This window comes from Pedobacter agri PB92 (assembly GCF_000258495.1).
GTDB classification, from domain to species: domain Bacteria; phylum Bacteroidota; class Bacteroidia; order Sphingobacteriales; family Sphingobacteriaceae; genus Pedobacter; species Pedobacter agri.
Genome location: NZ_AJLG01000154.1, coordinates 1 through 11,905, shown reverse-complemented (window position 1 = coordinate 11,905; position 11,905 = coordinate 1). Strand labels below are relative to the sequence as shown.

Genomic DNA, 11,905 nt, shown 5'->3' with positions numbered 1-11,905 from the left:
AAACTGAGTATGCGCAAGATCAATCAACGGTAACGCTTTATAGCCTGAATAAACATCTGGCATCGGTTTTACCCATAGTTAAAAACGTGCTGAGCGATAGTCAGTTTCCACAGCATGAACTTGATCTCTATATTCAAAATCAAAAACAAAAACTACAGGTAAATCTTCAAAAAAACGATATTTTATCTCGAAAAGAATTTGCCCATTCGCTATTTGGAAACACTGCTTATGGGGTTGATATTCAGGCCAAACATTATGATGAACTGAAGAGGGAAGACCTGGTTGATTATTTTAAAGCGGCATATACGCCGAACAATTGTACTATAATTGTTTCAGGAAAGTTTGATGAGGAGAGTTTAAATTTACTTAACCAGCAGTTTGGAAATAATTGGGCAAGCTGTGATGCGGTTGTAAATAAGTTTACATTTGAAGATTCAAATAAGCAATATGTTTATAAGGAAAGACCGGAAGCTATTCAATCTGCCATTAGAATTGGTAAAATAGCGGTAAACCGTAAACACGAAGATTTTCCTGGATTACAGATTTTGAATACGGTTTTGGGCGGTTATTTTGGCTCGAGGTTGATGAACAATATTAGAGAAGATAAGGGATATACCTATGGTATTGGATCTGGCATTTCTTCTCTGCAAGATGCTGGTTATTTGTTTATTGCAACAGAGGTAGGTGCCGAGGTTTGTGCAGATGCACTTATTGAAATTTACAAAGAAATAGAGTTATTAAAAACCGAATTGGTTGGAGAAGAAGAGCTAACCCTGGTTAAAAACTATATGCTCGGGTCGATGCTTGGTAGTTTGGAGAATATTTTTTCACATGCAGATAAATTTAAAAATCTTCACTTTTTTGGTCTCGATTATGATTATTATGATCGGTACATCAATAAAGTAAAAAGTATCACCGCCGAAGAAATAAGAGATTTAGCCAAGAAATATTTAACTACTGAAGAATTTACAGAAGTAGTAGTTGGAAAGAAATAGAATCCTTTTAATTCACAACTCTTAGGGGCCATAATCAATTTTCAACTGGCAATTAACAGTTGGTAACTCTTAAGTGATTGATGAACTAAGTGTATTTATTAAGGAGCAGCAATTTAATCTGCTCCTTTTTTTGTTACCGATATTGACAAAGATATGCTGTTTGTGTTTCTGCTTTAACGCTGAATGACGCATTCGAAGGTACCGTAAAATGATCGCCAGCGGCAACCGTAACCCAATTTTCAGTTTCAGGAAGTAGCACCAACAATTCACCCTCAATCACATGCATGATCTCTTTTTGTGCCGTACCAAATTTATATTCCCCAGGATTGATAATGCCCACCGTCGATTTTCCCTCTTTGGTTTCGTAGCCTAAAGATTTTACATTTCCTTCAAAATAAGTGTTTTCTTTTATCATGCTAAGTATTATAGAGTTTTGGTTAAAATCGCTTTCTGTTTATCAGCCTGAAAGATTTTTTTATAAAAGTCTACCAGTTCATTATATTTTTCCGGAGCATACTTTTTATTATTCATGGTTTGCGTACGAATGTAGGTAAGCGTATTATCTTTATTTGCAAATTTGGCGGAGTATGAACCAAATTCTGAAACGATGCTGATATCTTTCGGAATAAATTCTACGGAATAACCTTTAGGTAAGGTATAGCTAATTTCATCCTCATCATTATATCCAAAAGGAACAGCGAAGAATGTTTTCCTGTTGTCTACCTTCAACGGTACATGCTCTCGTTTGTTCACCTGGTTGATGGTTAGAAATATCTTTTCTCCTGATTTAGAAAAAATCTGATTGGTTTTAAAATTTAGCTCTTCGGTGATGATGGGCAAAGTTTTATCAGGCTGTTCATATTTAAAACTAATCATTTCATCGATAGGAATATTGCTATTTTCTATCAATCTTTTTCTTTGTTCTGATGGTTCTAGCAACATCATACGTTGATTTTCTTCAAATTGCGCATTGGCATATTTAGATTTCAGATTTAAAATGCCTGTCCCGTCTTCAGCGAGGGTAATTTTAGTTTTCCTGATTTGGTAATTATCCTTAGGCTGATAAGCAGGAGTGGTGATAATTTTTCCGCCTTTATCGGTAACCATCAGTACTTTTCGGTCGGCATTGCTGTAACCAATAAATCCCATGGGGTCGTACTGGCTGGTGCATTCTAAAAAGGTAGTATCTTTTTCTAACGGAACACATAAAATCATATGATTAGCCTGCCCCATACTCGAATAATTAGGATTTAAACTCGGCATATCATTACCAATAACAATAAGATTTGAAGCAATACCAGCTTCGTTTAGCAAAGCCTTCATATAATTAGACAAAGCTTTGCAATCGCCATAATTTACCTGGGCAACTTTTTCTGCCAGAATAGGACGGAAACCACCTATGCCAAGTTGTACACTTACGTAACGGGTATTTTGTTGCAAATGGTTGTATAAAATTCGGATTTTTTCCTGAGGTGTTTTCGCGTTGCCAATCAGGTTTTGCACCAGCGCTTTGGTGGCATCCGGAAGTTTATTTCCGCCTTGGTTAAGACTATACATCCAGGAACCAAAATTCTGCCAGTTATTAAAATTTCCGGTCGATCCATCGTACTCGAATTGATTTGGCGAAGCTTTTACCCAGGATGAAATATTATCTAAACCAATGCTCAACGGTTCGCTTACCACTGCAGGTACCTTTGAACTTTTCCATTTATATTGAATTTTTTCGCCGATCGCAACCGAGTCAGTTTTTAGATTTGCACTTGTTAAATATCTGAACTGATAATTTTTGCTTTTCTGAATAGTGTAAACAGACTGCTCTACTGCTACGCCAAAACCTTTCAAATCTCGCCATGATGGTAAGGATAACAATCCTTTGTAATCTTTGCTATAGCTATATTCAATAGTGTAAGGATAATTTAAGCTTACAAATTTTAACAGCTTCATTCTATTATCTTCGAAAATTGAAAAATCAGAAATCAAGCTTTGATCTCTGATATCTGATGATTTGTAATCTTTAATTTTTTTTCCTTGATGCATCGTACAGCGTAGCTTTCATATTGTATACGCTCGAAAACTTATCATATACTTCTGCCATTTCTGCAAAATCATCGCCTGCCTTGTTAAGGATGGTAATGGCTACTTTATAATCATACTGTCCTGATCCAAGAGATTTGATATCAAAAAATTGCTCCTCATTTCTAATAACAACAATGGCATCGCGTTTGAGATCCTCTGGGATCTTCGCAACATCATAATTTCCCTGCGCAGAAGATCTGATTAAAGCCAAAGCAAACAGACCGGTTAAAAATAAATACTTCATTATACCTTCTTTTTTAATACAATTTGTTCTGCCTGTTTCTCAACAATAGCTTTAAATAATGCTTTCAAATCAAAATACTCTTCTGGTGTATACAAAGATTTATTGATGTTAATTACGCTTTTAACCATTAATGCATTGCCTTGCGTAACATAAGAAATGGAAAAGTCGCCATTATTATCTTGGAGTTTGTAAGCCCCACCTTTTGGCAATTTATCTATCTCATAATCTTCAGGGAAGTTCAGCGTGATCCGGTAAGTTTCCTTAAACGGAAAAGCAAAATCAACCGGAAATTTTCTTTCATCGTGTTTGAACAGATTTTCTTTTGTGCGTTCAAAAAGGAGTGGAGTAAAGTAGACCAGGTTTCCTGTTTCTTCCACGTTATCTTCAATAACCACATCCATCGACTCTGTTAAAAGCTCGTCCAGATTATCCAGGTTTTGAATTTTATAATTGCTCAATTCTAAACCCGTTTTATCTTTTTTGAAATTTTTCAGGAATTCACTTTCACTGTTTGTTTTGCGGTATTTATCCCTCAAACTCAAAGCGGCATAACCTTTTGAATATTGGTTGATCTGGCCAACTAACTTATTCTCTTTATTTAAAGATAAGTTGTAAGCAAATGTTTTTTCATTTGCCCAGGTTGGTTCTGTTGATATCCAATTGCCAGAATAGCTTTTTAAATCCACATAAAATCCCTGATGACTTAAGCTTTCGCTATTGATCATTCCGATAGGTAAATCCTTGTCTGTGGCATCTAAAAAGAATGTTTTTCCGCCGATTTGTATCACCCCAATTACATTGTTAAAACCAGAAATAACCGGGTAGCCAGGATGTTCACCATTTTCTCTGGTGCTTAATAATACTGGGTAGGCGATAATTTTGGCTTCTTTAAGTAAGCTTAGTAAAGATAAGTTGATATCAGCAGACGAACCTGTTTTCTTCTCAAATATCGATTTTGGATTGATGGCATTTGCATAAATGTCATAATCGTCATTCCATTTGATATTGTTTTTAACATAATTGAGAATAAGCTTTGTACATAACAAAGTGTCCTTTTCTCCTTTCAAAATTCCGGGAAGAACAGATTTTGCAAAACTGTTTTTGTTGATGAAAGCACCGAAATCTTCACGTTCGGCCAGGCCTGCAATAATCTTACCCCACGAGCCATTATAATCTCTGTAGATATCCTGAGGGAAGTTGGTACCTCTTAACTCGAAAGAAATTCTTGGTGTATAATCGTCCATGGTAGTTACGAAAGGCTCATCTTTTAATGCTGGCGCATTTTCGATAACATATTTATCGTACGTAGCAGTTGATGTTAAACCGGATACGTAGGTAGCGTTGATGGTTTCATGTACTGGGTGTCCAATTCGGTAATAACCACTCGTGTTGTGTTTGTAATCTAAATACTCTGGAATTTTCACATTATATTCAGACCAAAGTGTTGGTATATCAGATTGAAACTTCCAACCCCGTAGCGTAAAAATAAAATCGGACTTAATTCTGTACTTAAATTCGATCACAGAACCTTCTTTCACGTTTGGAAGTGCAAATTTTTTAATACTGTAATTTTTGTTAAACTCTTCTGTAAACTTAGCATCCTTATTAAGTTTGCTAATTACCATTTTGCCATCAACCATGTTATAAGTTGCAGCATCCATTGAACTCAAATCCTCTTTTGCAGCATTACTGTTTTTATACAATTGAATTTTAAAGTTAGCGAGATCATAACCGTTTTTATTGAGGATTTTATATCGAATATGCCTTTCGAAAACATATACAAATCCACCCCCAGAGGAGCTTAATTCGAAATAGCAGTTGCCTACATCGAATAATTTAATTGCTGATGCTGCAGAATCAACACCGATTGCCTTTGCAGAAAATTCTGATGGCTCTATTTTCCCGAATTTAAATTCTTTTTTCGGGCTTTGGTTAGTTTGAGCATGCAGAGATATTGAGCTAGCGCAAAGCGCTACCATCAAAATTTTGAGAGCTGTATTTCGCATTATAGTTTGTTTGGTTACACAATAATAAAAACATTCTTAATCAGTTTGAAGCATTTTGAAAGATTTAATTTGTTAACAAAGAAATAATTTGAAATATTTTTAGCCAGGTCTACAATTTGTCAGCCAATCTCAATATTTAGCTATATCGTAATTTTCGCTTTCATTTTCCTGGATTTTTTGTATCTTTGCCTGGCAAATAATAAATCGTAATTTATTTGCTATGCAACTCGACTCCACAAAATTTATTGCTACAGGTTTAACTTATGACGACGTACTTTTAGTGCCCGCATATTCTGAAATTCTGCCTCGCGATGTAAATACAGCCACTTTCTTAACTAAAAAAATTAAGCTTAATGTTCCATTGATTTCTGCCGCAATGGATACTGTAACAGAAGCTGAACTTGCCATTGCAATTGCGCAAAATGGCGGGATTGGAATGTTACATAAAAACATGACCATTAACAGACAGGCCGAAGAAGTACGTAAGGTAAAACGTTCTGAAAGCGGAATGATTCAGGATCCGGTTACGTTGTTGGAAACAGCTGTTGTTGCAGATGCCTTCAAAATCATGAAAGAGCATAAAATTGGCGGCATACCGGTGGTAAGTAACGATAATAAACTGGTAGGTATTATCACAAATCGCGATTTGCGTTTTCAAAAAAATATGCAGCGCCCTATTGCAGAAGTAATGACTAAAGAAAATTTAATCATTGCTCCTGAAGGAACAACATTGGTTCAGGCAGAGGAAATTCTTCAAAATCATAAAATTGAAAAATTACCTGTTGTATCTAAAGATGGTTATTTGAGTGGCTTAATCACTTTCAAAGATATTTCAAAAGTTAAAAACTACCCGGTGGCGTGTAAAGATGAGCGTGGGCGTTTACGTGTTGGTGCTGCAGTTGGTGTAACCGCCGATACTTTACAACGTGTTGATGCATTAGTTAATGCTGGTGTTGATGTAATTACCATCGATACTGCACATGGGCATTCGAAAGGTGTGGTGGATAAATTAAAAGAAGTGAAAGCCAAATACCCTGATTTGCAGGTGATTGTTGGTAATATTGCAACAGGAGCAGCTGCTAAGTTTTTAGCAGATGCAGGTGCTGATGCTGTAAAAGTAGGTATTGGTCCAGGTTCGATTTGTACCACCAGAATTATTGCAGGTGTGGGTGTTCCACAACTGTATGCCGTTTATGAATGTGCCAAAGCCTTAAAAGGAACAGGTGTTCCGGTTATTGCCGATGGAGGTATTAAACATACGGGCGATATTGCAAAAGCGATCGCATCTGGTGCAAGTACAGTAATGGCCGGATCTTTATTTGCAGGAGTAGAGGAATCTCCGGGCGAGACGATCATTTACGAAGGACGTAAATTCAAATCTTATCGCGGAATGGGTTCTATCGAAGCGATGGAGCAAGGATCCAAAGATCGTTATTTCCAGGATGTAGAAGATGATATCAAAAAACTCGTTCCTGAAGGTATTGTTGGTCGTGTGCCGTTCAAAGGTACTTTAGCTGAAGTGATGTATCAATATATCGGTGGTCTACGTGCCAGTATGGGTTACTGCGGCGCTGCTAGCATTGAAGCATTGCAGGAAGCTCAATTTGTTCAAATAACGGCTGCGGGTATGCGTGAAAGTCACCCACACGATATTACGATTACGAAAGAAGCACCAAACTATACGAGATAAGTATAGAGTAAAAAGTAGAAAATAAAAAATATAAAGGTTTGGGCTTAGCCGTCATTTTGACCACAGTCGGAAAATCTCTTTTTAATTGCAATAAAGAAACGGGGTATCAGTACAGATAACCCCGTTTTATTTTTAAAGCTAAATTATAATGTTTTGTAAATGAACGTTATCGTTAATGGCTCACTGCAGTCCTGCCATCCGCTGTAGCCCTCGTAGAAAAACTCGGGGCTGCCGCTGCTGTCAGGTTTAGGTACCATAGCTTATGCATTTCGCCGAACAATCTCAGCATTTTCCTCGTTCACGATCCGGTTTTTATCGATTTTTAAAAAGTTACTAAAATTCAAAAGACACCATGCCTGTCAGTGCTAACAACTTTATCATAGAAGATTATTAGAAAGCCAAGTTTTATTTAAATAAACTAAACCATTGCTTTTCTAAAAAAACATCACACGTTTACAAAATTTAATAGAGTTAGCTAACGATTGAAGAAATTAAGTCATTAATAATCCAGTTTAAAAAGTTAATTGCAAAATAAAATTTGGCAGTTGCTTTTTTTTAATATATTTGTCGACTAAATCCATAGATTTTATATAATTAAACATGAAACCGATCGCTCAAAAATTAGAAATATGTTGTTGTTGTACGCTTAGTGCCCAAATCAGACATTTCCGAACGGATAAATAATCAAATCTAAACCAGACATTTTTATATCATCATGAAACAAAGTTTACTCATCTTATTTTCAATTATACTCTCAGCAAGTACTACATTCGCTCAAAATACAGTAAAGGGAATAGTAAAAGGTGCCAATGGCACAACAATACCAGGCGCAACAGTTACAGTAAGGGGAACTAAAATTGCGACCATAACAGATACAAATGGTGCTTTTAGCATTGATGCCCGGCAACAACCACCATTTTATATCCGCGTAAGCTATGTAGGTTATAAACCGCAGGATTTTCAAATTTTACAACTCCAGGAAAGTCCGATAGAATTGACTTTAGTAGAAGATACCCAGCTTGATGAAATTGTGGTAACATCCAGGAGGCGATCGGAAGTTCTACAGGATGTGCCTATCCCGATCACCGTAATTGGCGGTCAGGCTGCAGAAAATGCAGGTGCTTTCAATGTAAACCGTTTGAAGGAATTAGTTCCTTCAGTTCAACTATATGCTTCAAATGCCAGAAATACAACTCTTAACATTCGTGGTTTAGGCTCTACATTTGGTTTAACCAACGATGGTATCGATCCTGGAGTGGGTTTTTACGTAGACGGCGTTTACCATGCTCGTCCGGCAGCAACCTCCACAGATTTTCTTGATATAGAACAAATAGAAGTTATCCGCGGTCCGCAGGGGACTTTATTTGGTAAAAATACAACTGCTGGTGCATTTAATATTACCACCACAAAACCAACTCAAACGCCAACGGCAAAAGTAGAAATGAGCGTAGGAAACTATAATTTCATTCAAGCCAAAACTTCGGTATCTGGCGGTGTAGCAAAAAACCTGGCGGCAAAAATCTCAATTTCGGGTACGCAACGCGATGGTACAATTTGGAATACACGGGAAGAACGAAAGTATAGTGGACAAAACAATTTGGGTTTTAAAGGACAGTTGTATTTTACACCTTCGGATAAACTCAAGGTTTTATTAAGTGGCGATGTCAGCATTCAACATCCGGCTGGGTACCCTTTGGTAATTGCAGGAGTTACGCAAACTGAAAGAAGTGCTTATCGCCAATACGCAAGAATTGTTTCTGATTTAGGTTATCAGCAACCTAGAATCGATCCATTTTCGAGGGAAATTAACACCAATACACCATGGAGACATAACCAGTCAATCGGTGGAATTTCATTAAACGTTGATTATAAAATTGGTGGCGGAACCCTGACTTCTACTACAGCATGGAGATTCTGGAATTGGGATCCTACAAATGACCGAGATTTTTCTGAATTGGCTGCATTAACCAAATCACAAGGCAATTCCCGTCATGATCAGTATTCGCAGGAAATTAGATATGCTGGTAACATCACCGAAAAACTCAGCGGTGTAGTAGGTGTGTTTTTGCTGGGACAAAATTTGCAGGGTTTAGGTCAAACGGAAGAGGTAGGCAAAGACCAGTGGCGATTTGTGCAAACTGCTAATACAGGCGCTCAGGCTTTATATTCAACTCCAGGTTTGTTAGATGGGTTCGGAATCAGAACTAACTCTACAATTAAATCTTTAAGTGCTGCGGTTTTCGGACAAGTTGACTGGGAAGTGTTAAAAAACTTACACGTGTTACCAGGTCTGAGATTTACCTACGACAAAAAAGATGTGGATTACGATCGTAATACTTACGGCGGTTTACAAACTACTGATGCGGCATTGTTAGCGCTTAAAGCGGCTGTTTATGCCAATCAACAGTTTACCACTAATGTTGACAATAACAATTTATCCGGAAATATTACGGTATCCTATCGCCCAACGCCTAAGTTAAATGCTTATGCAACTTTTTCTACGGCTTACAAACCGGTAGGTGTAAATGTGGGTGGTTTGCCAACAACCTCAAACGGACAAGCAGATTTATCAGTAGCTGTAGTGAAACCAGAATATGTAGAGCACTATGAATTGGGTTTAAAAACAAAGCCAATTAAAGGTGCAATTTTAAATGTTACAGCATTTAATACCGATATTAAAGATTATCAAACAAATGTTCAATCGCCGCAATTAGGTGTAAACAGGGGTTATCTGGCAAATGCTGAAAAGGTAAATGTAAAGGGTTTAGAGATTGATGGAACGTACCAATTAGAAAGATTTTTAACTTTAAATGCGGCATTGGCCTACCTTGATGGTAAATATGTAACCTTTACCAATGCGCCACTTCCATTAGAAGAAACTGGCCATACAGAAATCATAAATGGTGTGGCTACGCAAGTGGCATTCAAAGATGCATCGGGTGGTCGATTGCCAGGTATTTCTAAATGGAACGTATCTGGAGGTGTGGAGTTTAGTACACCAGGAAACTTAGCCACTAAACCTGGTCGTTATTTTATTGCAGGTGATGCGAGTTATCGCTCAACTTATTCTTCAAATCCTACGCCATCAAGTGTGTTAAATGTTCAAGGTTATTCGTTATTGAATGCCCGGTTAGGATTTAAGTCAGATAAGTTTTCAATATTTGTATGGAGCAGAAATATTGCCAATAAGAATTATTACGAACAATTGCAGGCTGCTGCAGGTAATTCTGGCTTATACGCCGGTGTACTTGGTGATCCAAGAACTTACGGCGCAACTTTCCGGTACAGTTTCTAATTTCTCTCACATATCTAATAGTCAGGAAAGGGTAGTGGAAGCTACCCTTTTTTTATACGAGTTTATTTATCGCATTTAAGGATGATAACAAATAAGGTGTAACAGCATTGTGTAGAATTAGTATTTACAGAAAGCTGATAAAATCTTAACTTCGTGAAAATTTTTTAAATGAATAAACTTAATTCTGTTTGCGTTTACTGCGGATCAAATTTTAATGGAGACCCGGAATTGCGCAAAGCGATTAAACAATTAGCCGATGTTCTGGTAAAACAAAACATTAAAATGGTTTACGGTGGTGGAAGTGTAGGGGTGATGGGTGTAATCGCTGATGATATTTTGCAGGCTGGTGGTACGGTAACAGGTGTAATTCCTCAGTTTTTGATGGATAAAGAAGTTGGGCATAAAGGGGTAACTGAAATGATTATCACAGAAAATATGCACCAGCGTAAACAAAAAATGGCCGATTTAAGTGATGGTTTTATTATTTTGCCCGGAGGTTTTGGCACACTCGAAGAATTTTTTGAAGTACTTACCTGGCTTCAGTTGGGGTTGCACAACAAACCAATCGGCGTATTAAATGTAAATGGTTTTTACGATCCTTTGTTTGCACAGATGGAAATGATGGTGCAAAGCAAATTTTTGAAATCAGCTAACCGCGATTTGGTTTTTAATGAAGCCGATGCCGAAGTTCTTGTTGATAAAATGGATCATTTTTCTGCCGTTCCCGATGAAGTTTGGTTCAGGGATAGAAATTTAACTTAAGAATTATTAATTTCATATAAACAATTTTAAACACGGCCAATCGTAAATACTGGCGAAAAGATATTTCCAATGCAAATCATTACTTCACACGCAGAGTTCGAACAATATTTAGGAAAGGAACTTGGAGTTTCATCATGGCATACCATTACGCAAGAACAAATTAATAAATTTGCCGATGCTACACTCGATCATCAATGGATTCATACCGATGAAGATAGGGCAAAGAATGAGGGGCCGTTCGGCGGTACCATTGCACACGGATATTTAACACTTTCATTAATCCCATTCTTATGGAAAGAAATAGTAGATATTCAAAACCTAAAAATGGAAATTAACTATGGTATTGAAAGTTTGAAGTTTGCGCAACCCGTTTTGGTTAACAGCAAGATCAGACTGAAAGCCAAGTTGGCTTCAATTGTGAACTTGCGTGGTGTGACCAAAGTTCACATGGCCATAGAAATGGAAATTGAAAATCAGAAGAAACCTGCTTTTACAGGCGAAGTGGTTTTCTTGTATCACTTCATTACAGCTTAACTTCTGGCACAGAAATAGATAAAAAAGGTTATTCTTTTTTGAATTTTTTCTTGATGAATCCGCCAAGTGATTCTTCTTCTAATTCTTCCAGTGTGCTGAGTTCCAGTTCAAGGGCTTTGGTGCTGATTTGAATCTCGATTAAAGAGATAATCAACGATATCATAAAAAATATCAGGCTCAAAGCAAATAGAATTTCGGCCATAACATTCCATTCTAAATAAATAAAGAACATGCAGAACAAACAAAGGCAAAAGCTCAACACCCCAAAAGCCTGCATGTTTTTGATCAATCGCAATCGGTAGC

10 protein-coding genes are annotated in these 11,905 nt (G+C 37.1%); 5 read left to right on the top strand and 5 right to left on the bottom strand.

Features of this window, described 5'->3' with window-relative positions:
• On the top strand, positions 1–995 hold a 995-nt coding region (locus ON09_RS18455), incomplete at its 5' end, for a M16 family metallopeptidase (protein WP_010602546.1).
• 133 nt (positions 996–1,128) lie between these two features.
• On the opposite strand, the gene ppnP is transcribed toward ON09_RS18455, so the two are convergent.
• Genes ppnP through ON09_RS18435 form a run of 4 tightly spaced genes read right to left on the bottom strand, consistent with a single transcriptional unit; the run spans position 1,129 to position 5,321 of the window.
• Positions 1,129–1,410: a pyrimidine/purine nucleoside phosphorylase gene (gene ppnP, locus ON09_RS18450; RefSeq protein ID WP_010602545.1), complete on the bottom strand. Its 282-nt coding sequence runs from the start codon at positions 1,408–1,410 to the stop codon at positions 1,129–1,131.
• Positions 1,411–1,418: 8 nt separating this feature from the next.
• Positions 1,419–3,032, bottom strand: a complete 1,614-nt coding sequence (locus ON09_RS18445; protein WP_029204452.1) for a DUF3857 domain-containing protein — start codon at positions 3,030–3,032, stop codon at positions 1,419–1,421.
• Entirely contained in the window at positions 3,010–3,315 is a 306-nt protein-coding gene (locus ON09_RS18440; protein ID WP_029204451.1) for a hypothetical protein, read from the bottom strand. Before ON09_RS18440 ends, ON09_RS18445 begins: the two co-directional genes overlap by 23 nt.
• Complete coding sequence (locus ON09_RS18435; RefSeq protein WP_010602544.1) at positions 3,315–5,321, bottom strand: DUF3858 domain-containing protein; 2,007 nt, start codon at positions 5,319–5,321, stop codon at positions 3,315–3,317. The genes ON09_RS18440 and ON09_RS18435 overlap by 1 nt, the downstream gene beginning before the upstream one ends.
• Positions 5,322–5,541: 220 nt before the next feature.
• Here ON09_RS18435 and guaB point away from each other — a divergent pair, with 220 nt between their 5' ends.
• From guaB to ON09_RS18415, 4 genes are all read left to right on the top strand, one after another.
• Complete coding sequence (guaB, locus tag ON09_RS18430) at positions 5,542–7,011, top strand: IMP dehydrogenase (RefSeq protein WP_010602543.1); 1,470 nt, start codon at positions 5,542–5,544, stop codon at positions 7,009–7,011.
• A 715-nt stretch (positions 7,012–7,726) separates the two neighbouring features.
• Positions 7,727–10,306: a TonB-dependent receptor gene (locus ON09_RS26975; RefSeq protein ID WP_010602542.1), complete on the top strand. Its 2,580-nt coding sequence runs from the start codon at positions 7,727–7,729 to the stop codon at positions 10,304–10,306.
• 168 nt (positions 10,307–10,474) lie between these two features.
• Positions 10,475–11,068 carry an LOG family protein gene (locus ON09_RS18420; protein WP_010602541.1) on the top strand — a complete coding sequence of 198 codons (594 nt, stop codon included), beginning with the start codon at positions 10,475–10,477 and terminating at the stop codon, positions 11,066–11,068.
• 69 nt (positions 11,069–11,137) lie between these two features.
• The gene (locus tag ON09_RS18415; protein ID WP_010602540.1) at positions 11,138–11,602 is read left to right on the top strand and encodes a MaoC family dehydratase; all 465 of its coding nucleotides are present in this window, start codon (positions 11,138–11,140) and stop codon (positions 11,600–11,602) included.
• 28 nt (positions 11,603–11,630) lie between these two features.
• Here ON09_RS18415 and ON09_RS18410 read toward each other — a convergent pair.
• On the bottom strand, positions 11,631–11,905 hold a 275-nt coding region (locus tag ON09_RS18410; RefSeq protein ID WP_010602539.1), incomplete at its 5' end, for a DUF2721 domain-containing protein.

Coding starts and splice junctions, on each gene's coding strand:
- ppnP (WP_010602545.1), bottom strand. CDS start 1,410: ATGATAAAAGAAAACACTTATTTTGAAGGAAATGTAAAATCTTTAGGC.
- ON09_RS18415 (WP_010602540.1), top strand. CDS start 11,138: ATGCAAATCATTACTTCACACGCAGAGTTCGAACAATATTTAGGAAAG.
- guaB (WP_010602543.1), top strand. CDS start 5,542: ATGCAACTCGACTCCACAAAATTTATTGCTACAGGTTTAACTTATGAC.
- ON09_RS18420 (WP_010602541.1), top strand. CDS start 10,475: ATGAATAAACTTAATTCTGTTTGCGTTTACTGCGGATCAAATTTTAAT.
- ON09_RS18445 (WP_029204452.1), bottom strand. CDS start 3,032: ATGCATCAAGGAAAAAAAATTAAAGATTACAAATCATCAGATATCAGA.
- ON09_RS18440 (WP_029204451.1), bottom strand. CDS start 3,315: ATGAAGTATTTATTTTTAACCGGTCTGTTTGCTTTGGCTTTAATCAGA.
- ON09_RS18435 (WP_010602544.1), bottom strand. CDS start 5,321: ATGCGAAATACAGCTCTCAAAATTTTGATGGTAGCGCTTTGCGCTAGC.
- ON09_RS26975 (WP_010602542.1), top strand. CDS start 7,727: ATGAAACAAAGTTTACTCATCTTATTTTCAATTATACTCTCAGCAAGT.